Genomic DNA, 20,950 nt, shown 5'->3' with positions numbered 1-20,950 from the left:
GTTGCGCCGTGGTCTCTTGACACCCACCCCACGGCCGAATGAGCATCGAAGCGCTTCGAAAGTGCCTCGCCGCTCCACCGCAAAGGGATCCCCACCGTGACCGCACAGACGCCGCCCACGCCGCCTTTCCGCGATCCGCGGCTGCCGCTCGCGAAGCGCATCGACGATCTGCTCCAGCGGCTCACCCCGGATGAGAAGATCGCGTTCCTCCACCAGTTCGCGCCCGCCGTCGACCGTCTCGGGGTGGCCGCCTTCCGCACCGGCCAGGAGGCCCTGCACGGGGTGGCCTGGATGGGCCCCGCGACGGTGTTCCCGCAGGCCGTGGGGATCGGCGCGACCTGGAACGAGGACCTCGTCCGCCGTATCGGCGAGGCCGTCTCCACCGAGACCCGCGCGATGCGCGCCCGCGACGACCGCGTCGGCCTCAACGTCTGGTCCCCCACGGTCAACCTGCTGCGCCACCCCCTGTGGGGCCGCAACGAGGAGGGCTACTCCGAGGACCCGAGGCTGACCTCGGCGATCGCGACCGCGTACACCCGCGGCCTGCGCGGCGACCACCCCACGTACTGGCGCACGGCCCCCGTGCTCAAGCACTGGCTGGCGCACAACAACGAGACCGACCGCTCCACCACCTCCTCCTCGGTCCGCCCGCGCGTCCTGCACGAGTACGACCTGCGCGCCTTCCGCGAGACGGTCGAGGCGGGCGCGGTGGCCGGGGTGATGCCCGCGTACAACCTGGTCAACGGCCGCCCCAACCACGTCTCGCCCTATCTGGCCGAGCACCTGCGCACCTGGACCGACGAGCACCTGCTGGTCTGCTCGGACGCGGGCGCGCCGTCGAACCTGGTCGACTCCGAGCACTACTTCGACACCCACGAGGAGGCGACCGCCGCCTCGCTGCGCGCCGGCGTCGACAGCTTCACCGACCACGGCACGGACGGTTCGACGATGGTCGGACGCCTCCGGGGCGCCCTGGACCAGGGCCTGTTGACCACCGACGACATCGACGAGGCGATCCGCCGCCAACTGTCGGTCCGTTTCCGCCTCGGCGAGTTCGACCCGGAGCAGGACCCGTACGCCGACGCCAAGGACTTCGACACCCCGGCCCACCGCGCCCTCGCCCAGGAGAGCGCCGAGCAGGCGATCGTGCTGCTGAAGAACGAGGGCGCCCTCCTGCCGCTCGCCGCCGACACCCGGATCGCCGTCGTCGGCCTGCTCGCCGACGAGTGCAAGCTCGACTGGTACAGCGGCACCCTCATCCACCGCTCGACCCCGCTCGAAGGCCTGTACGACCGCTTCGGTGCCGAGCGCGTGACGTTCGCGGAGGGCGTGGACCGCGTACGCCTCAGGGCGCTGTCCACCGGCGCGTACGTGTCCGTGCCCGAGGCGCCCGAGACCGCCGACGAGGTGCGTGGCGCGGAGGGTGCCCTCGACCCGGCACTCCTGGCCGGCCGCACCGACCTGTCGCCGCTCACCACGGACGCGGACGGCACCGAACTGGCCCTCGTCGACTGGGGCGGGGGCGTGCTCACCTTCCGCGCGCCGGACGGCCGCTACCTCTCGGTCGCCGACGACGGTTATCTGCGCGCCTCGGCCGACCAGCCGGGCGGCTGGATCGTCCAGGAGACGTTCCGCCTGGAGCCCTCCGAGTCCCACGGGAACGGTCACCTCCTCAAGCACACAGGGACAGGCCGGTACGTCACTGTCGGCACCGACGGAGTAAAGGTTGCCGACAGCAATCCGGAAATCTTCGACCTGGTCGTGACCGAACGGGGCGAGGCGTCCGTCACCCGCGTGGCCGCCGAGGCCGACGTGGTCGTCGTGGTCGCGGGCAACGACCCGCACATCAACGGCCGCGAGACCGAGGACCGCGCCACCCTCGCGCTCCCGGCCCATCAGGAGCGTCTGCTGCGCGCGGCCCGCGCCGCCAACCCGAACACCGCGCTGGTCCTCGTCTCTGCCTATCCGTACGCCGTCGACCCCGCCGACCTGCCCGCCGTCGTGTGGACCGCGCACGGCGGCCAGGCCGCGGGCACGGCCCTGGCCCGTGTCCTCGCCGGCGACGTCTCCCCGGCGGGCCGCCTCCCGCAGACCTGGTACGCGTCCGACGCGGACCTCCCCGACCTCCTCGACTACGACGTGATCGGCGCCCGCCAGACCTACCTCTACTTCGAGGGCACCCCGCTGTTCCCGTTCGGCCACGGGCTGTCGTACGCGGAGTTCGCGTACGGAAACCTCCGCGCCCATGTGGGTGACGACGACCTGACGGTCTCCTGCACGGTGACCAACAACGGCGCGGTGACCGCCGACGAGGTCGCCCAGCTCTACGTCCGCGCCGAGGACCCGTCCGTCCCGCGCCCGCGCCGCGAGCTGGCCGGCCACCGCCGCATCACCCTCGCCCCCGGCACCTCGGCGGAGCTGACCTTCCGGCTCCCGCTCTCCGTGCTGGAGTTCTGGGACGTGGCGCACGGCACCTGGCACCTGGAGCCCGGCGCGTACGAACTGCTGGTCGGCGCGTCGAGCGAGGACATCCGCCTCCGTACGAGCGTCGCCGTCGAGGGCGCACCCATGGCTCCGCGCCCGGTCGTCACGCACGGCCTGGACGCGGCGGACTTCGACGAGCAGCGCGGCACGGAGATCGTCGACCGTACGAAGGTGTCGGGCGACGCGGTGACGCCGACGGACGGCGCATCGGGTGAACTGCTCTTCCACGCCTGCGACTTCGGCGCGGGTGTCACCGAGGTGACGGTGGCGGCGGCAGGCGCGGGCAGCGTCGAGTTCTCCCTGGTCGGCGGCCCGGTGCTGGCGACGCTGACGCTCGGCACCCCCACCGCGGACCCGTACACGTACACGACCGTGCGCGCCGCCGTCTCGGCCGCCGGCACACATGACGTCCACCTCAGGCTGCGCGGCCCACTGCGGCTGGCGCACGTCGGCTTCTCCGGTTGAGGGTCCGGAAGCAGGCCGACACACAGAAGGGGCCCGGCACCGGAAGGCATCGGTGCCGGGCCCCTTCATCCCGGGATCTGACCCCAGGCTACATGAAAACGATTGTCACAAGCTAGAGGTTGCCGGGGACCACTTCCGATGCTTCCGATACTTCCGAGAATCGGAAGCATCGTGGGCGGCCGGGAACCTCACAGAGCGAGCCCCGTCAGCACCATCACCCGCTCGTAGGTGTAGTCGTCCATCGCGAACTTCACACCCTCACGCCCCACTCCGGACTGCTTCACGCCGCCGTACGGCATCTGGTCGGCGCGGTAGGACGGCACGTCGCCGATGACCACGCCGCCGACCTCCAGCGCGCGGTGGGCGCGGAAGGCGGTCTGCAGGTCGTGGGTGAAGACGCCCGCCTGGAGGCCGTACTTGGAGTCGTTGACGGCGGCGAAGGCCTCGGCCTCCCCCTCCACCTTCCGTACGGTGAGGACGGGCCCGAAGACCTCCTCGCAGGAGAGGGTGACGTCGGCGGGTACGTCGGTGAGGACGGTCGGCGCGTACGAGGCGCCGTCGCGCTTGCCTCCGGTGCGCAGGACGGCCCCGGCCCCGACGGCCTCCTCGACCCACGCCTCGACCCGCTGGGCGGCGTCCTCACTGACCAGCGGCCCGACATCGGTGGCGCCGTCGGACGGGTCGCCGGTCACCTGGGCCTCGACCGCGGCGACGATGCGCGGCAGCAGCCGCTCGTACACGGACGCGTCCGCGATCACCCGCTGCACGGAGATGCAGGACTGGCCGCCCTGGTAGTTCGAGAAGGTCGCGATACGGGTCGCGGCCCAGTCGAGGTCCTCGTCGCTCGCGAAGTCGGCGAGCACGACCGCCGCGCCGTTGCCGCCCAGCTCCAGCGTGCAGTGCTTGCGCGGCGCCGAGTCCATGATCGCGTAGCCGACCTTCTCGGACCCGGTGAAGGAGATCACGGGCAGCCGCTCGTCCTGGACGAGGGCGGGCATGCGGTCGTTGGCGACGGGGAGGATGCTCCAGGAGCCGACGGGAAGGACGGTCCCGGCTCCCGCGCCGGCCGCGCCGACCGCGCCCGCCGCGTGGGCCTCGGCCTCGGCGAGCAGCTCTCCGATGATCAGCCCGGAGAGCGGGGTGGCCGGGGCGGGCTTCAGGATGATCGGCACACCGGCCGCGATCGCCGGGGCGATCTTGTGGGCGCAGAGGTTGAGCGGGAAGTTGAAGGGCGCGATACCGAGGACGACGCCCTTGGGGAAGCGGCGCGTGAACGCCAGCCGCCCCTGTCCGCCCAGGTCGGTGTCGAGCCGCTGCGCCTCGCCGCCGTTGAACCGCCGGGCCTCCTCGGCCGCGAACCGGAACACGGAGACGGCCCGGCCGACCTCACCCCGCGCCCACTTGATCGGCTTGCCGTTCTCCGCGGAGATCAGCTGTGCGATCTCCTCGGTCCGCTCGACCAGACGCCTGCTGACGTGGTCCAGGACGGCGGCCCGCACATGCGCCGGCGTCGCCGCGCACGCGTCCCGCACGGCGTACGCGGCGGCCACGGCCTCTTCGACCTGCTCGTCCGTCGGCACACTCACCCTGCCGACCAGGCGGCCGTCCCAGGGCGACGTCACATCGAACGTGGTCTCACCGGTGGCCTGGCGGCCGGCGAGCCAGAAGGCGTGGGTGGCGGTCATAGTCGATCCCGGCCCTTCGGTGGGTGGCACTTCAGCTTCCGGCTCCACGGTAGGGCCGGGGCGGCGGGAGGTCGTTTGTCCGGTACGTATGAGTGCGGCCGGGGGTTGTGCCGGATTGGCGGGGTGGGTGCGTCGAGTGCGGGTGAGTGGGGGCTGGTCGCGCCGCTCCCCGCGCCCCTGAACGACACAGCCCTACGGGCCGCTGAAAAGCCAGGGGCGCAGCCCCCTGCCTTTTCAGGGGCGCGGGGAACGGCGCGACCAGCCCCCACCGGACCCGCACCTGGGGGTCGAAGGGGCGCAGCCCCTGGGGACGGGAACGGGTAGGGGCGGCGGGGGCGAAAGAGCCCCCTACTCCCCCGCCGCAGCCGTCGCCTTCAACGCCAGCCACAGCTCCATCCGCACATCGGGATCGTCCAGCGAGCGCCCCACGATCTCCTCCACCCGCCGCATCCGGTAGCGCAGGGTGTGCCGATGAACCCCCAGGTCGGCGGCAGCCGCGTCCCACTGCCCGTGGCGCGACAACCACGCCCGCAGCGAGGCGACGAGATCCCCCCGCCCGGTCGCGTCGTGCTCCCGGAGCGGGCGGAGCAGACTGTCGGCGAAGGCCCGCACCGCGTCGTCGCCCAGCAGCGGCAGAACGGACCCGGCGGCGAGCTCCTCGTGCTCGACCAGACAGCGCCCACGCCGCCGGGCCACGGACAGCGCCTGCTCGGCCTGCTTGTACGCGGCGGCGGCCGCGATCGGCCCGGCGGGCGCGGACAGCCCGACGACGAGTTCCTCCTCCTCGACGGAGACAGGGGCGGCGACGGAGGTGGAAGCGGCAGCGGATACCGCATCCGGCCCGGCCGCCCGCGACGCCTCCAAGGCCGTCGCGAACTCCCCGCACGCCTCGACCGCCGCTCCCCCGTCCACGGCGAGCACGACGAGCCGCTCCCCGTCCGGAACGACGAGCACAGCCTCCCCGGCGCGCGCGGCAGCCGCCTCCACGACCTCGACGAGCTGCCCGAGCAGATCACCACCCGAGCCCACGGCGACCGCCGCGCCCATCACAGCCCGCCCGGCTTCCACGGCCCCGCCCCCGGGCCCGGCCGCAGCCCCGGGCCCGGCGCGGTCCGCCCCTGCACCGGACCGGGCCCCGCCTCCACGCGCGGCCGCGTTCCCGCCCCTGCCCGGATCCGCAGCCCCAGCCCCAGCCCGAGCCCCAGCCCCAGCCCCAGCCCCAGCCGCTTCCTCCACCGCACCCACCGCACCCACCGCGCTCACCGCCCCTTCCACCCGTGCCCGCGCCGCCGAAGCGGACGCCGACTCCGCGAGGATCAGCCGGAACGGGGCATCCAACAGGCCTCCGTACAGATCCCCGGCGACGGCGCGCGCATGGTCGCACTCCCCTGCCAGCAGCATGCGCAGCACCGCCGCGCCGATCCGCTGCTCGGCGGCGTGCAACGAGCGCGACCGTTCCGTCGTGAGGGTCAGGAGGGCGATCGCGGAGTGGACGGCGTACCGCTCGGTCGTGCCGAGGGCCGCCGCCGTGCCGACGGCGAGGGCGGCGCGGGCCCGGCGGCCGGTGCCGAGGGAGTGCAGTTCGACACGGTCCTCGCCGCCGACGACCGCGCTGGCCGGCGCCGGCCGGTCCCGCAGCCGGTCGACGTCGCCGGTGAGCCGCCCGGCCCGCCGCTCCGCCCACTCGGGCGCCACCGCGACGACCGCACCGGAGGCGTCGTACAGGGCGGCCCACCCGTCGACCTGCCCGGCGAGCGCGCGGAGCAGGCCCTCGGGGCCGTCGGTCAACGCCTGCTTGGTGAGTTCCCGCTGCGCGGCGAACCCCGCTGTCACCGCCCGGTACTGCTCGGCGGCGATGGCGGCCGAGACCGCCTTGCTGATGGCGAGGAAGGGCGTGCGCCGGGGCACTTCCAGGAGGGGCAGCCCCTCCCCCTCGGCCGCGCGCACGAGCGCCTCGGGGATGTCCTCGTAGTGCACCCCCACGGCGAAGCCGAGCCCGACGACCCCGGCACCCGCCAGCCGCCGTACATAGCGCCGCATCGCCTCCGGATCCTCCGCGTCCAGCTTCAACGCGGTGATCAGCAGCAGTTCTCCGCCCTCCATGTACGGCACGGGGTCGGCGAGCTCACTGGCGTGCGCCCAGCGCACCGGCACGTCCAGGCGGTCCTCGCCGGCCCGCACGGTCAGCTTGAGCGCGGAGTGGTGGACGAGCGAGGCGAGCGTGGGGGGCATGGGACCTTCAGGTCGACGTCAGAGACGGAGGCGGAGGGGAGCGGAGGCGGAGGGGAGTCGGACGCGGATCGGACTGCGGGAGAACATCGGCTTTTGGCCGCCGCGTATGAACGACCTGTCCCGATTCTGCCTCACCGTACGATCACAAGTCCCACGCATCGCACACCGAATGGCTCGAACCGAACGGCGTCCCGGCCGCCGCCCGGCTCGCCGCCCTCAGCCCCGAAGATCCACCAGCAGCGGCGGCGCGTGCTCGCCCCGCACGTTCGTCAGCGACAGCACCGCGTGGCCCGGCGGCACACCGTGCGCCAGTTCGGAGGCGGACCAGCGTTCCCGTTCGACCTGGCGTACGGTCACGGCCCGGGCGGTGGGCGCATGGCCGGTGATGACGCGGCGCAGCGCGTGCCAGGCCTTGCCCGCCGGGGAGTCGGCGATGATCTGCCGGTCGGTGACGTCCCGTGCCTCGGTCCACTCCTTGCCCCAGACCTCGGCGAAGTCCTGCCCGTCCCACGGGGTGAGCCCGGACAGCGCCATCCGGCAGCCGGTGGCGCCGAGGAGCGGCCCGCGCAACGGCCGGGGCGCGTCGTCCAGGGTGCGGAGCGTGAGGACCGCGCCCGCGTTGGCGGACCGCAGCCGCTGGATGCCGCGTACGGCCTCGGGGGTGACGACCCCCGTGGCGTCGTCCAGCACGAGGCAGGCGAAGAGCGACCGGTCCTCCCGTACGGCGACGCTCGCGGTGAACTGCGCGAGCACCAGCCGCGCCAGGATGCGCGAGGCGTCGGCGTGACCGCGTTCGGGGAGGTCGATACGGACCCGTACGGGGTGGTCGAGGGCCCGGAGGGAGAAGGGCCGGGACTGGCCGGAAGTGTCGAAGAACCCGGCGAAGGCGGGCCGGTCGAGGAGGGCGACCCGGTCGGCCAGTACGGAGCCGACGTCCCCGGGGTGCCCGAGCTGCCGTTCCCGCGCGTCCAGCTCCCGCAGCAGCGACTCCTGTCCCGCGTCCTGGAGGCCCTTGCGCAGCTCGCCCAGCGGACCGGGGGCGCCGTCCAGCAGCTGCCGTAGCTGCGGCACCGACGGGAACCGCCCGTGCACCGCCCGGAACGGTCCGAGCAGCTGGGCGAGGACCGTGGTGGAGCGCCGGCTGTCGCCGCCCGGGTGGGGGTCGGCGAGATCACCGACGAGCGCCTCCGCGAGCACGGCCGCGGCCTCGTCGGGGTCCGTGGTCCCGCCGTAGAGGTCGAGGTCGTACACGGACTCCGGGTTCCCGATCCGCACGACGACGTCGTACGCGTCGGCCGGTCCGAGCCCTGCCCCCGCCGCCCCCACGACCACCACGGCGGCCCGCCCGGCGAGCGCGTGCAGACACAGCGACTCGGCGACCGGCCAGACCACGCTCCCGGTCTTCCCCGACCCGGCGGGCCCGACGGCCAACAGGGACGTACCGAGCAGTTCGGGACCCAGAGCGAGGCCCGTGCCACGGTAGGCGTAGGGGTTGCGTGGGTCGTCGACGGTGCCGCCCAGGCGGACCTGCCCGGTGACCATGTCGTGCCGGGCCAGCCGGGCGGGCAGGTCCCGCTCCCCGGAGGGGTGCAGACACGCCGCCGCGCCGTCCTTCAGCACGGCACCGGTGAACGTCGCCAGACTGTGCCGTCCGCTCCGCACCCCCTGCCACGCCCGCATGATCCGCGCGTGATCCACATCCCGCATGAGCCCGGCCCCCGCCTCGACAGCCAGCCGCTCAGCAGCCTCCCCGGCCCCGGCCTCCCGAAGCTGGTTCCACTGGGCGGGGTCGTCCTGGGGCGGCGGTACGACCTGCCGCACCCGCGGCCGGCGGAAGCGCGACGCCCCGTACCGGCGCCAGACCTCGCCCCAGCGGCCGAGCCGACCCACGCCGATCATGATTACCAGGGCAACGACGGTGTACCAGACGTAGCCGAAGACCACCGAGGCGTACGAGCCTGGCGGCGCCCAGGACTCGGGGACCATCGCCCACAACGGCAGCATCCACCAGCCGCCGAGGTAGCCGTTGAAGAGCAGGGACCAGACCAGCCAGCCGACGAGGAACGCGATCAGGGCGCCGGCGAGCAGCTGCAGACCGGGGACCGTCTCCGGCTCCTCCTCCGGCCGCGGCCGATGCCCGAACCTCCACACACCGGGCGCCGCGTCGGGTCGCGGTGTCCGCAGCCAGGACAGGAAGGCGTTCCCGTCCGGCCTGGGCGGCACTCCCGGAGCGCCCGAGGGCAGGGGAGGCACGGGAGGTACCGAAGGCATCTCCGGCGACCCCGCCGGACGCGGCACAGGATGCGCATGCGTGCCCCGTACGTCCCGCGTTCCGTCGCTGTTCATCGCGCCTGCCCCCTGACCAGCCGTTCCGTCCACCATCAGCGAGCCAATCTAACGCTCCCACAAGGGGAGTTCACCGTTTACGCGGCCGGGCGGACCCGTGTGCTCACCGTATTACGCGGTCGGGCGCACACGCGTGCCCCCGTTCCTCCATGTCCAACGCGGACAAGACGAACACGCGACAACGCCCACATGGAGCATGCCCACCTTCCGGTCGCCGCCCTAGCCTGCGAGAAAAGAAGGCAAGCGTCCGAAAACACCCTCACCGGTCGGCGCGATCGCCGACCCGCCCCGTACGCCCCATGTCGTACACACGCACGATCACCAGGGAGCTCCCATGACCGCCCTTCCGCCGCTTCCCCAGGAGCGCCGCGTAGTCACCGCCATCCCCGGACCGAAGTCCCAGGAGCTGCAGGCCCGTCGTGTCGCCGCGGTCGCGGCGGGAGTGGGGTCGGTGCTGCCGGTGTTCACCGCGCGCGCGGGCGGCGGCATCATCGAGGACGTCGACGGCAACCGGCTGATCGACTTCGGCTCGGGCATCGCCGTCACGAGCGTCGGCGCGAGCGCGGAGGCCGTCGTACGCCGGGCGACCGCCCAGCTCCAGGACTTCACGCACACCTGTTTCATGGTCACGCCGTACGAGGGTTACGTCGCCGTCGCCGAGGCCCTCGCCGAGCTGACCCCGGGCGACCACGCCAAGAAGTCCGCGCTCTTCAACAGCGGCGCCGAGGCCGTCGAGAACGCCGTGAAGATCGCCCGGTCGTACACCAAGCGGCAGGCCGTGGTCGTGTTCGACCACGGTTACCACGGCCGCACCAACCTCACCATGGCGCTGACCGCGAAGAACATGCCGTACAAGCACGGCTTCGGCCCGTTCGCGCCCGAGGTCTACCGCGTCCCGGTGGCGTACGGCTACCGCTGGCCGACCGGCCCGGACAACGCCGGCCCGGAGGCCGCCGCGCAGGCGATCGACCAGATCACCAAGCAGGTCGGCGCGGAGAACGTGGCCGCGATCGTCATCGAGCCGGTGCTCGGCGAGGGCGGCTTCATCGAGCCGGCCAAGGGCTTCCTGCCCGCGATCAGCGAGTTCGCCTCCGACCACGGCATCGTCTTCGTCGCCGACGAGATCCAGTCCGGCTTCTGCCGCACCGGCCAGTGGTTCGCGTGCGAGGACGAGGGCATCGTCCCGGACCTGATCACCACCGCCAAGGGCATCGCCGGCGGGCTCCCGCTCGCCGCCGTCACCGGACGCGCGGAGATCATGGACGCGGCCCACGCGGGCGGCCTGGGCGGCACCTACGGCGGTAACCCCGTCGCCTGCGCGGGCGCCCTCGGCTCGATCGAGACGATGAGGGAACTCGACCTCAACGCCAGGGCGAAGACCATCGAGACGGTCATGAAGACCCGCCTCACCGCCATGGCCGAGAAGTTCGACGTCATCGGCGACATCCGCGGCCGCGGCGCCATGATCGCCATCGAGCTGGTCAAGGACCGTACGACGAAGGAGCCGAACCCGGAGGCGACCGCCGCGCTGGCGAAGGCCTGCCACCAGGAGGGCCTGCTGGTCCTGACCTGTGGCACCTACGGCAACGTGCTGCGCTTCCTGCCGCCGCTCGTCATCGGCGAGGACCTCCTCACCGAGGGCCTCGACATCATCGAGCAGGCGTTCACCCGCGTCTGAGCAGCCGCCGTCGCGGGTCACCCGCATACGGAATCCCCCATCCGCCTCCGACGTCCCACGCTCCCCGGAACCGGAATCCGATCCCGGATTCCGGTCTCTGTGGACGAGTGTCGGAGGGCGTGAAGAAGGTGTGCAAAGTGCATGTCGGGTCGCGATTCCTCCTGTCCTCGCCGCGTTCCCTGTCGTAGGTTCTAACGCAGATGAGAGATACACCCCGCCCACAGGGGACTGTGGGTGACACCGGGTCGGGGCCTCCCCAGCTTCGCCCTGGTCGTGCCCTCGCGCACACACCCGGAGCTTCCGGCTCCGGATCTCCTCACCGATCGGATGGCCGCCCGCCCCAAACCCCCCGGGGCGTGCGGCACACCGATCCGGTCGGCCGTCCTCGAACCACCCCCCCTGTTCGAGGACGGCCGACCACCCCCTCCGGCCGCCCTGCCGCCCTCCTCCTTCTCGGCACCCCGGCCCTTCTCTTCGCGCTGATCACCTGGCAGGTCCTCGCGCACGGTCCACTGGCCCGCGCGGACGGACGCCTCAGCGACTCCCTCGTCCAGCGGGGCGCCCCCACCCAGCTCCTCGCCGACCTCGGCAACGTCACGGTCGCCGTCCCGGTCCTCGTCCTGGTGCTGGTGTGCGTCGCGTGGCGTACGCGCGCCACCGGTGGGGACCACTGGTGGCGGCCGTCCGCCGCGGCAGCCCTGCTCATGGCCGCCGTGCCCCTCTGGGTCGTGCCGCTGAAGGAGCTCATCGCCCGCTCGGGCCCGCCGATCATGGGCCCTGGCACGGGTTTCTACCCCTCCGGCCACACGGCGACCGCCTCCATCGCCTACGGCGGTGCCGCCCTGCTTCTGCTGCCCTGGCTGCGCGGCACCCTCGCGCGCCGCGCGGTCGTCGTCCTCGCGGTCGTCCTGAGCCTCGGGGTCGGCTTCGGCCTGGTGCGCCAGGGCTACCACTGGCCGCTCGACGTGGTGGCGAGCTGGTGCGTGTGCGCGACGCTGCTCTCCTCGCTGTGGTTCCGGGTGCGTCGCCGTCCTGCGGGGTGAGGTTCTCGGTCGACTGGTCAGGACATCCAGCGTGGGATAGCCGAGTGCGTTCGGCAGGATCAACACGTCCCAGGCCCTGCCGGCCGGAAGCAGGGCGACCCCGGGGGGTGCCAGGAGTGCGCACAAGGCCGAGTTAGCTCGATCGTGTGATCGTCCGCTTGCGGGCTTGCGGTGCCCTGGGCTGATCGGGCTGACGTGGTCGTGCGACCTGGGACACCGGGTACGGCGTCGGCGTGCGGGGCCCCTGCTCCACCAGAGGATGGTTCAGGGCCTCCCCGTCGCCTCTGGCCGTACCTCTGTGGCCAGGTCGCGCAGGGCTGGTTCATCAGCGGCCTCCGGCCGCGGGGGCCTCCCGGGCCCGGACCACGCACAGGATGCGTGTCGCCACCCGGGGTCGAGTACACCGGGGACCAGCTCGCCCAAGACCGTTCGGGGCGCGCGGCTGAACGGACTCACCCCGCTCAGTCCACAGGAACGGTTGCGCTCCCACTCCCAGCGGCAGGCCTCGGGATCCGGTGACACGGATGCCAGCCACTCGGCCGCCGTCTTGGCCCCAGTCATGACAGGGACCTTCCTCTCTGTAGTGCTCCTGACGCGGTTTCGCGTCAGGAGCACAGACAGAGGTTCCGGCCGGGCATTACGCGGGTTCCGACCACTTCTTGGTGGTGAATGAGGCAGCACGCTCAGCAGGGCGTACGCCTGTTGATCACGTGTGCGCCCTCACGCCCTCACGCCGTCGGCGCTCTCGCTCCGTCAGCTGTCGAAGCCCAGCCCCAGCCGGTCCATGGCCTTCAGCCACAGGTTGCGGCGGCCCGCGTGGGAGTCGGCGCGGGCCAGCGACCACTTGGTGAGGGCGATGCCGGTCCAGGCGAACGGCTCCGGCGGGAACGGCAGCGGCTTCTTGCGGACCATCTCCAGCTCGGTGCGCTCGGTGTGCTCCCCGGCGAGCAGGTCGAGCATGACGTCCGCGCCGAACCGGGTGGCGCCCACGCCGAGGCCCGTGTACCCGGCCGCGTAGGCGACCCTGCCCTGGTGGGCCGTCCCGAAGAACGCCGAGAAGCGGGAGCAGGTGTCGATCGCGCCACCCCAGGCGTGGGTGAAGCGGACCCCCTCCAGCTGCGGGAAGCAGGTGAAGAAGTGCCCGGCGAGCTTGGCGTACGTCTCCGGCCGGTCGTCGTACTCGGCGCGCACCCGGCCGCCGTACTGGTAGACCGCGTCGTAGCCGCCCCAGAGGATCCGGTTGTCGGCGCTGAGCCGGAAGTAGTGGAACTGGTTGGCCGAGTCCCCGAGCCCCTGCCGGTTCTTCCAGCCGATCGCCGCCAGCTGGTCGGCGGTCAGCGGCTCGGTCATCAGGGCGTAGTCGTAGACGGGGACGGTGTACGCGCGGACGCGCTTGACCAGGCTGGGGAAGATGTTCGTGCCCAGCGCGACCTGACGGGTACGGACGTGGCCGTAGGGGGTGCGGACGGCCATGCCGGCGCCGTACGTCCTCAGGGTCAGCGCGGGGGTGTGCTCGTAGACGCGGACGCCGAGGTTCCGGCACGCCCGCTTCAGGCCCCAGGCGAGTTTGGCGGGATGGAGCATGGCGACGCCCCGGCGGTCGTGCAGGCCCGCCTCGAAGGTGGGTGAGGCGACCTGGTCGCGGACGGCGTCGGCGTCCAGGAACTCGATGCCGTCGGCGAGGCCCTCGCGGGCGATCTCGTCGTACCAGTCGCGCAGCTCCCGGGCCTGGTACGGCTCGGTGGCGACGTCGATCTCGCCGGTGCGTTCGAAGTCGCAGTCGAGGCCGTGGCGGGCGACCGCCGCCTCGATCTCGTCGAGGTTGCGGTCGCCCAGTTCCTGGAGCTTGTGGATCTCCTCGGGCCAGCGGGCGAGGCCGTTGGCCAGGCCGTGGGTGATGGAGGCGGCACAGAAGCCGCCGTTGCGGCCGGAGGCGGCCCAGCCCACCTCACGGCCTTCCAGCAGGACGACATCCCGCCCAGGGTCGCGCTCCTTGGCGATCAGCGCGGTCCACAGCCCGCTGTAGCCGCCGCCGACGACCAGCAGGTCGCAGCTCTCGGCGCCGGTGAGCGCGGGCTCGGGGTGGGGCTTGCCGGGGTCGTCGAGCCAGTACGGGACCGGCTGTGCGTCGGAAAGCGACTTCGTCCAACGGTTCATGGCGCTCGGGGCCATGATTTCAACTCCCTACAGAGTCGGCAGAGGCTTTATGCCTTGTGCTTCTTCCTGCGGTTTCCGATGGCCATTCCGGCCATCACGAACAGTACGGCGACCAGGAACATGGCCGTACCGATGACATTGATCTGGACGGGTGTGCCGCGCTGTGCCGAACCCCAGACGAACATGGGGAAGGTGACGGTCGAACCCGCGTTGAAATTGGTGATGATGAAATCGTCGAAGGAGAGCGCGAAGGCGAGCAGCGCGCCCGCCGCGATGCCCGGGGCGGCGATCGGCAGGGTGACCCGGACGAAGGTCTGGACGGGGCCCGCGTACAGGTCCCGCGCGGCCTCCTCCAGCCTCGGGTCCATCGACATCACCCGCGCCTTCACGGCGACGACGACGAAGCTGAGGCAGAACATGATGTGCGCGATGAGGATCGTCCAGAATCCCAGCTGTGCACCCATGTTGAGGAAAAGGGTGAGCAGCGAGGCGGCCATCACGACCTCGGGCATCGCCATCGGCAGGAAGATCAGCGAGTTCACCGCACCGCGCGCGCGGAAGCGGTACCGCACCAGCGCGAAGGCGATCATCGTGCCGAGGACGGTCGCGCCGAGGGTCGCCCAGGCGGCCAGCTGGAGGCTGAGCGAGAGCGAGCCGCACAGGTCGGCGACACCGCACGGGTCGGTCCAGGCGGCCGTGGAGAATTCCTGCCACTCGTAGTTGAAGCGGCCCTTCGGCTGATTGAAGGAGAAGACGGTGACGACGACGTTCGGCAGGAGCAGATATCCGAGCGTCAGAAGTCCCGCGATGACCACGAGACGGCGCTTGAGCCAGTTTATGAGGGCCATTTAAACCAGATCCTCCGTCCCCGACTTACGGATGTAGACCGTGACCATGACGAGGATCGCGGCCATGAGGATGAACGAGAGGGCCGCCGCCGTCGGATAGTCGAGGATCCGCAGGAATTGGCTCTGGATGACGTTGCCGATCATCTGGGTGTTGGTGGAGCCGAGGAGTTCGGCGTTCACGTAGTCGCCGCTCGCCGGGATGAACGTCAGCAGCGTGCCGGAGACGACACCGGGCATGGAGAGCGGGAACGTGACCTTGCGGAAGGTGGTGAACGGCTTCGCGTAGAGGTCGCCGGCCGCTTCGTGCAGCCGCCCGTCGATGCGCTCCAGCGAGGTGTAGAGCGGCAGGATCATGAACGGCAGGAAGTTGTACGTGAGGCCGCAGACCACCGCGAGCGGCGTGGCCAGCACCCGGTCCCCGGCCGTGAGGCCGAGCCAGCTGGTGACGTCCAGGACGTGCAGGGTGTCGAGGGCGCCGACGACCGGGCCGCCGTCCGACAGGATCGTCTTCCAGGCGAGGGTGCGGATCAGGAAGCTGGTGAAGAACGGGGCGATCACCAGGATCAGGATCAGATTGCGCCAGCGGCCCGCGCGGAACGCGATCAGGTACGCCAGCGGATAGCCGAGGAGCAGGCACAGGATCGTCGCCGAGCCCGCGTACAGGACCGAGCGCAGGAACTGCGGGTAGTACTCGCTCAGCGCGTCCCAGTAGGTCGCGAAGTGCCAGGTGACCTGGTAGCCGTCCTCCAGGGAGCCCGTCTGCACGGACGTGGAGGCCTGGTAGACCATCGGCATCGCGAAGAAGACCAGCAGCCAGATCAGACCGGGCGCGAGCAGCAGATACGGCGTCCAGCGACCCCTTTTCCGGGGCGGCTTCGTGGTCGGGACGGGGGCCAGGGGCGGTGGTGCCTCGGCTTCGGTGAGGGTCGACATCAGACGGCCGCCCCCTCGTCCACGCCCTCGTCCACGCCCGCGTCGATGTCCTGGGCGGCGTCCAGACCGAACGTGTGCGCGGGATTCCAGTGCAGGACGACATCCACGCCGGGGACGAGGCGGACGTCGCGGTCGATGTTCTGGACGTACACCTCGAACTCGGGGCAGACCGAGCTGTCGATGACGTACTGCGTGGAGACGCCGATGAAGCTGGTGGCGGTGATCCTGCCGTTGACGCGGTTGCGGCCGACGGGGATGTCCCCGGCGTCGTCCGCGTGCGTGAGGGTGATCTTCTCGGGGCGTACGCCGACGAGGACCTTGCCCCCGGTCGCGGTGGGCGCGGCGCACCGCGCCTGTGGCAGGACGAGCTTGCCGTCGCCCGCCTTCAGGACGATCTCGTCGCCGCTCCTGGAGTCGACCTCGGCCTCTATGAGGTTGGAGGTGCCGAGGAAGTTGGCGACGAAGGTGGTCCGCGGGTTCTCGTACAGGTCGGTGGGTGAGCCGAGCTGCTCGACGCGGCCGCCGTTCATCACGGCGACCGTGTCGGCCATGGTCATGGCCTCCTCCTGGTCGTGCGTGACGTGGATGAAGGTGATGCCGACCTCGGTCTGGATGCGCTTCAGCTCCAGCTGCATCTGGCGGCGCAGTTTGAGGTCGAGGGCGCCGAGGGGCTCGTCGAGGAGGAGGACCTTGGGGTGGTTGATGAGGGCGCGGGCGACGGCGACGCGCTGCTGCTGGCCGCCCGACAGCTGGTGCGGCTTCTTGCGGGCCTGCTCGGCGAGCTGGACCAGCTCCAGCATCTCCTCGACCTGCTTCTTCACGCTCTTGATGCCGCGCCGGCGCAGACCGAAGGCGACGTTCTCGAAGATGTCGAGGTGCGGGAAGAGGGCGTACGACTGGAAGACCGTGTTCACCGGCCGCTTGTACGGGGGCAGGTTCGTCACGTCCTGATCGCCGAGGGAGACGCTTCCGCAGGAAGGTTCCTCCAGACCCGCGATCATGCGCAGGGTGGTCGTCTTGCCGCAGCCGGAGGCGCCGAGCAGAGCGAAGAAGGAACCGGCCGGCACGGTCAGGTCGAGCGGGTGCACGGCGGTGAAGGAGCCGTAGGTCTTGCCGATGCCGGAGAGGCGGACGTCACCGCTGCCGTTGTCTGTGCTCTTCTTGCTGGTCATCGTCCTCGTCACGCCCCTGTCAGCTTCGCGAACTTCTCTTCGTACGCCGTCTCTTCCCGCTGGCTGAGGGAGCGGAAGGCGTGTGACTTGGCTGCCATGGCCGCGTCGGGAATGATCAGCGGGTTGTTCGCCGCGTCCGGGTCGATCTTGGCCAGCTCCGCCTTCACACCGTCGACGGGGCACACGTAGTTGATGTACGCGGCGAGTTCGGCGGCCGGCTTCGGCTCGTAGTAGTAGTCGATGAGCCGTTCGGCGTTGGTCTTGTGCCGGGCCCTGTTCGGGATCAGCAGGTTGTCCGTCGAGGTCATGTAGCCGCTGTCGGGGATGACGAAGTCGACGTCCGGGCTGTCGGCCTTGAGCTGGACCACGTCACCGGCCCAGGCGATACAGGCCGCGAGGTCGCCCTTGCTGAGGTCCGAGATGTAGTCGTTGCCGGTGAAGCGGCGGATCTGGCCGTTGTCGACGGCCTTCTGGAGGCGGGCGATCGCCGCGTCGTAGTCGTCGTCGCCGAACGTCGCCGGATCCTTGCCCATGTCCAGCAGGGTCATCCCGATGCTGTCGCGCATCTCGGAGAGGAAGCCGATGCGGCCCTTCAGCTTCGGGTTGTCGAGCATGTCGGAGACGGACTGCACCTCCTCGCCGTCCAGGGCCTTCTTGTTGTAGGCGACGACGGTCGAGATGCCCTGCCAGGGGTACGAGTAGGCGCGCCCCGGGTCCCAGTCCGGGTCGCGGAACTGCTGGGAGAGGTTCATGAAGGCATGCGGGAGGTTGGACGCGTCCAGTTTCTGCACCCACCCGAAGCGGATCAGCCTGGCCGCCAGCCAGTCGGTGACGCAGATGAGGTCACGCCCGGTGTCCTGACCGGCCGCGAGCTGCGGCTTGATCTTGCCGAAGAACTCGACGTTGTCGTTGATGTCCTCGCTGTACTTGACCTTGATGCCGGTGCGCCGGGTGAACTGCTCCAGGCTGGGGTGACGCTTGCCGCTGTCGTCGATGTCCATGTAATCGGTCCAGTTGGAGAAGTCGACCTCCTTCTCCTTGGCCGAGTGGTCCTCTGACGAGACGCCCGAGGTGTTCTTCGCCGCGGGGATGCCGCAGGCGCTCAGCGCGCCGAGCCCGCCGATCGCGAGTGCGCCGCCGGTTCCGGCGCGCAGCAGCGAACGGCGGCTGAGGGCGGCCCTGCCGCTGGTGAGGCTGCGCCGCACGGCGGCCGCCTGGGCCGGTGACAGGCGGTCGGGCTCGTACTGCTCCATGCGCGTGATGCCCTTTCGGAGGGGCCCTTTCGGGAGGGTGGGCGGAGAGCGGCCGGGGGTCGGGCGGCCGGTCCCCGGGCTGACTAGCGGTCCCCGAAGATCGTGCGGTGCCAGTCCTTCCTGGCGATCGCCGTATTGTCGAACATGACGTGCTTGATCTGGGTGTACTCCTCGAACGAGTACACGGACATGTCCTTGCCGAAGCCGGAGGCCTTGTAGCCGCCGTGCGGCATCTCGCTGATGATCGGGATGTGGTCGTTGACCCACACGCACCCGGCCTTGATCTCGCGGGTGGCGCGGCCCGTCCGGTACACGTCCCGGCTCCAGGCGGAGGCGGCGAGGCCGTACGGTGTGTCGTTCGCGAGCCGGATTCCCTCGTCGTCGCTGTCGAAGGGCAGGACCACGAGCACCGGCCCGAAGATCTCCGACTGGACGATCTCGCTGTCCTGGGCGGCGTCCGCGACGAGCGTGGGCCGATAGTAGGCCCCGTTCTTGAGATCTCCCTGTGGTGCCTCGCCACCGGTGACCACGCGCGCGTACGCGCGTGCCCGCTCGACGAATCCGGCGACACGGTCGCGCTGGACGTGGGAGATCAGCGGACCGAGGTCGGTGCCCGGGGCGAAGGGGTCGCCGAGCCGGACGGTCTCCATGAGGGCGGCCGTCCGCGCGACGAACTCCTCGTAGAGGGGCCGCTGCACGTACGCGCGCGTGGCGGCCGTGCAGTCCTGCCCGGTGTTGATGAGGGCACCCGCGACCGCGCCGTGGACGGCGGCCTCCAGGTCGGCGTCGTCGAAGACCACGAACGGGGCCTTGCCGCCCAGCTCCAGATGGATGCGCTTGACGGTGGCCGTGGCGATCTCGGCGACACGTTTGCCGACGGCCGTGGACCCCGTGAAGGAGGTCATGACCACGTCGGGGTGCCCGACGAGATGTTCACCGGCGTCCTTGCCGGTCCCGGTGACGACGTTGATCACGCCGTCGGGGATTCCGGCGTCCGTGGCGGCCTGCGCGAAGAGCAGCGAGGTGAGCGGGGTGGTCTCGGCGGGCTTCAGGACGATCGTGTTGCCCGCGGCGACCGCCGGGAGGATCTTCCAGGCGGCCATCTGGAGCGGATAGTTCCAGGGCGCGATCGAACCGACCACGCCGATGGGTTCACGGCGTACGTACGAGGTGTGGTCGCCGGAGTACTCGCCGGCCGACTGGCCCTGCAGGTGCCGGGCGGCGCCCGCGAAGAACGCGGTGTTGTCGAGGGTGCCGGGCACGTCGAACTCGCGCGTCAGTTTGAGCGGCTTCCCGCACTGCAGGGACTCGGCCCGGGCGAACTCCTCCGCGCGGTCCGCCAGGACCGCGGCGAAGCGGTGCAGGGCGTCGGACCGCTCGCCGGGCGTGGTGGCGGCCCAGCCGGGGAACGCCGCGAGGGCGGCGGCGACGGCCGCGTCCACGTCGTCCGGGCCGGCCAGCTCGTAGGTGAGGACCTCGTCGCCGGTCGCGGGGTCGACGACCGCGTGGGTACGGCCCGATGTGCCCTTCGTCAGGCGGCCGGCGATGTACTGCGCGCCGGCCGCGAAGCGGTCCTGTGCGGGGAATCGTTCCGGGGCGGCGGTGCCCGGGTTCTGCATGTCGCTCTCCTCCGCCGGTACCCCCTCTGTCCCGGGGGCGGGTGGCGTAGCTCCAGCTCGATTTGAGTGCCGATCCTGACAGAGCCATGCGGCGCCAACAAGGGATTCCGTTGTTGCCTTTTGGTTACGCGACGGAATCTGTCGACCAGGTGTCCATCCGGGACGGAAAATCGAGGACGGTTTGTCGGTGGCGGCTGCCAGACTCGTCGGCATGGAGAAGATCGATTCTTGGGAGACGCTCACCGGAGCGGTCCGAGCGGGGGCAAGGGTCACGTACCTGCACTTCTGGGGACACCGTCCCCGGCCCGACGGCCGGATCGGCGCGAGCTGTCTGAGCCAGTGGTGGCCGTCACCGTTCACGGTGGACGGCGTGGAGTACGCGACGGCAGAGCACTGGATGATGGCGTCGAAGGCCCGGCTCTTCGGGGACCCGGAGGCGGAGCGCAGGGCCGTCGCCGCGTCGAGCCCCGCCCAGGCCAAGAAGATCGGGCGACTGGTCCGCGGCTTCGACGACGCCCTGTGGCAGCGGGAGCGCTTCGGCATCGTCGTCGAGGGCAGCTTCCACAAGTTCGCCGCCCACGCCGAGCTGCGGACGTTCCTCCTGGGCACGGGGAACCGGGTGCTCGTCGAGGCCAGCCCTCTCGACCGTGTCTGGGGCATCGGCCTCGCCGCGGACGACGAACGCGCCATGGACCCCGCGCGGTGGCGGGGCCCCAATCTGCTGGGCTTCGCGCTGATGGCGGCCCGGGAGAGACTGCTGAGCGGGGTCGACGCCTGAGCGCTCCGCCGGGAGCCCGGTCCATCATCCGCGGGTGCGTCGTGACCGGTCGGGCCATGCGGCGGAGCCGCGCATCGTCACGGCTCCGCGCATCGTCACGGCTCCGCGCATCGTCACGGCTCCGCGCATCGTCACGGCTCCGCGCATCGTCACGGCTCCGCGCATCGTCACGGCTCCGGCTCCGCGCATCGTCACGGCTCCGGCTCCGCGCATCGTCACGGCTCCGGCTCCGCGCATCGTCACGGCTCCGTGCCCCT

Annotated in this window: 14 protein-coding genes; 4 read left to right on the top strand and 10 right to left on the bottom strand. The window is 71.3% G+C overall.

Annotated elements, in window-relative coordinates:
- Nucleotides 1–96 precede the first annotated feature (96 nt).
- Nucleotides 97–2,949 (top strand): glycoside hydrolase family 3 C-terminal domain-containing protein, encoded by a 2,853-nt coding sequence (locus OG202_RS35190; RefSeq protein ID WP_328224131.1) that lies wholly within the window; start codon nucleotides 97–99, stop codon nucleotides 2,947–2,949.
- A 188-nt stretch (nucleotides 2,950–3,137) separates the two neighbouring features.
- Here the strand turns inward: OG202_RS35190 and OG202_RS35185 are convergent, their stop codons facing one another.
- From OG202_RS35185 to OG202_RS35175, 3 genes are all read right to left on the bottom strand, one after another.
- Nucleotides 3,138–4,634, bottom strand: a complete 1,497-nt coding sequence (locus OG202_RS35185) for an aldehyde dehydrogenase family protein (RefSeq protein ID WP_327727605.1) — start codon at nucleotides 4,632–4,634, stop codon at nucleotides 3,138–3,140.
- Between the two features lie 348 nt (nucleotides 4,635–4,982).
- Nucleotides 4,983–6,866: a PucR family transcriptional regulator gene (locus OG202_RS35180; RefSeq protein ID WP_328224130.1), complete on the bottom strand. Its 1,884-nt coding sequence runs from the start codon at nucleotides 6,864–6,866 to the stop codon at nucleotides 4,983–4,985.
- 216 nt (nucleotides 6,867–7,082) lie between these two features.
- A complete protein-coding gene (locus OG202_RS35175) occupies nucleotides 7,083–9,212 on the bottom strand; it encodes an ATP-binding protein (RefSeq protein WP_327727607.1) in 2,130 nt (709 codons plus the stop codon).
- Between the two features lie 334 nt (nucleotides 9,213–9,546).
- Here OG202_RS35175 and gabT point away from each other — a divergent pair, with 334 nt between their 5' ends.
- On the top strand, nucleotides 9,547–10,890 hold the full coding sequence (gene gabT, locus OG202_RS35170) for a 4-aminobutyrate--2-oxoglutarate transaminase (RefSeq protein ID WP_326576573.1): 1,344 nt from the start codon (nucleotides 9,547–9,549) through the stop codon (nucleotides 10,888–10,890).
- A 356-nt stretch (nucleotides 10,891–11,246) separates the two neighbouring features.
- Complete coding sequence (locus OG202_RS35165; RefSeq protein ID WP_328224129.1) at nucleotides 11,247–11,933, top strand: phosphatase PAP2 family protein; 687 nt, start codon at nucleotides 11,247–11,249, stop codon at nucleotides 11,931–11,933.
- A 753-nt stretch (nucleotides 11,934–12,686) separates the two neighbouring features.
- Here OG202_RS35165 and OG202_RS35160 read toward each other — a convergent pair.
- The 6 genes from OG202_RS35160 to OG202_RS35135 all read right to left on the bottom strand — a co-directional run bounded on the left by OG202_RS35160 (nucleotide 12,687) and on the right by OG202_RS35135 (nucleotide 19,915).
- Nucleotides 12,687–14,105, bottom strand: coding sequence for an NAD(P)/FAD-dependent oxidoreductase (locus tag OG202_RS35160; protein WP_327727610.1), 1,419 nt, complete (start codon nucleotides 14,103–14,105; stop codon nucleotides 12,687–12,689).
- A gap of 32 nt (nucleotides 14,106–14,137) precedes the next feature.
- Nucleotides 14,138–14,938, bottom strand: a complete 801-nt coding sequence (locus OG202_RS35155; protein WP_328224128.1) for an ABC transporter permease — start codon at nucleotides 14,936–14,938, stop codon at nucleotides 14,138–14,140.
- Nucleotides 14,939–15,871 carry an ABC transporter permease gene (locus OG202_RS35150; protein ID WP_327727611.1) on the bottom strand — a complete coding sequence of 311 codons (933 nt, stop codon included), beginning with the start codon at nucleotides 15,869–15,871 and terminating at the stop codon, nucleotides 14,939–14,941.
- A complete protein-coding gene (locus tag OG202_RS35145) occupies nucleotides 15,871–17,043 on the bottom strand; it encodes an ABC transporter ATP-binding protein (RefSeq protein ID WP_328224127.1) in 1,173 nt (390 codons plus the stop codon). Before OG202_RS35145 ends, OG202_RS35150 begins: the two co-directional genes overlap by 1 nt.
- 8 nt (nucleotides 17,044–17,051) lie before the next feature.
- Complete coding sequence (locus OG202_RS35140; protein WP_328224126.1) at nucleotides 17,052–18,296, bottom strand: polyamine ABC transporter substrate-binding protein; 1,245 nt, start codon at nucleotides 18,294–18,296, stop codon at nucleotides 17,052–17,054.
- 83 nt (nucleotides 18,297–18,379) lie between these two features.
- Nucleotides 18,380–19,915: a gamma-aminobutyraldehyde dehydrogenase gene (locus OG202_RS35135; RefSeq protein WP_326576588.1), complete on the bottom strand. Its 1,536-nt coding sequence runs from the start codon at nucleotides 19,913–19,915 to the stop codon at nucleotides 18,380–18,382.
- Nucleotides 19,916–20,126: 211 nt separating this feature from the next.
- On the opposite strand from OG202_RS35135, the gene OG202_RS35130 reads away from it, so the two are divergent.
- Nucleotides 20,127–20,693: an NADAR family protein gene (locus OG202_RS35130; protein ID WP_327732111.1), complete on the top strand. Its 567-nt coding sequence runs from the start codon at nucleotides 20,127–20,129 to the stop codon at nucleotides 20,691–20,693.
- Between the two features lie 24 nt (nucleotides 20,694–20,717).
- On the opposite strand, the gene OG202_RS35125 is transcribed toward OG202_RS35130, so the two are convergent.
- Nucleotides 20,718–20,936 (bottom strand): hypothetical protein, encoded by a 219-nt coding sequence (locus OG202_RS35125; protein WP_328224125.1) that lies wholly within the window; start codon nucleotides 20,934–20,936, stop codon nucleotides 20,718–20,720.
- Between the last annotated feature and the right edge of the window lie 14 nt (nucleotides 20,937–20,950).

The organism is Streptomyces sp. NBC_00310, from assembly GCF_036208085.1.
Lineage (GTDB): Bacteria > Actinomycetota > Actinomycetes > Streptomycetales > Streptomycetaceae > Streptomyces.
This window is presented reverse-complemented; position numbering and strand designations above follow the sequence as displayed.

Excerpts from the sequence above, each read along its gene's own strand:
- OG202_RS35140 (WP_328224126.1), bottom strand. The coding sequence starts at position 18,296 with ATGGAGCAGTACGAGCCCGACCGCCTGTCACCGGCCCAGGCGGCCGCC.
- OG202_RS35180 (WP_328224130.1), bottom strand. The coding sequence starts at position 6,866 with ATGCCCCCCACGCTCGCCTCGCTCGTCCACCACTCCGCGCTCAAGCTG.
- OG202_RS35185 (WP_327727605.1), bottom strand. The coding sequence starts at position 4,634 with ATGACCGCCACCCACGCCTTCTGGCTCGCCGGCCGCCAGGCCACCGGT.
- OG202_RS35155 (WP_328224128.1), bottom strand. The coding sequence starts at position 14,938 with ATGGCCCTCATAAACTGGCTCAAGCGCCGTCTCGTGGTCATCGCGGGA.
- OG202_RS35160 (WP_327727610.1), bottom strand. The coding sequence starts at position 14,105 with ATGGCCCCGAGCGCCATGAACCGTTGGACGAAGTCGCTTTCCGACGCA.
- OG202_RS35150 (WP_327727611.1), bottom strand. The coding sequence starts at position 15,871 with ATGTCGACCCTCACCGAAGCCGAGGCACCACCGCCCCTGGCCCCCGTC.
- OG202_RS35135 (WP_326576588.1), bottom strand. The coding sequence starts at position 19,915 with ATGCAGAACCCGGGCACCGCCGCCCCGGAACGATTCCCCGCACAGGAC.
- OG202_RS35130 (WP_327732111.1), top strand. The coding sequence starts at position 20,127 with ATGGAGAAGATCGATTCTTGGGAGACGCTCACCGGAGCGGTCCGAGCG.
- OG202_RS35145 (WP_328224127.1), bottom strand. The coding sequence starts at position 17,043 with ATGACCAGCAAGAAGAGCACAGACAACGGCAGCGGTGACGTCCGCCTC.
- gabT (WP_326576573.1), top strand. The coding sequence starts at position 9,547 with ATGACCGCCCTTCCGCCGCTTCCCCAGGAGCGCCGCGTAGTCACCGCC.
- OG202_RS35175 (WP_327727607.1), bottom strand. The coding sequence starts at position 9,212 with ATGAACAGCGACGGAACGCGGGACGTACGGGGCACGCATGCGCATCCT.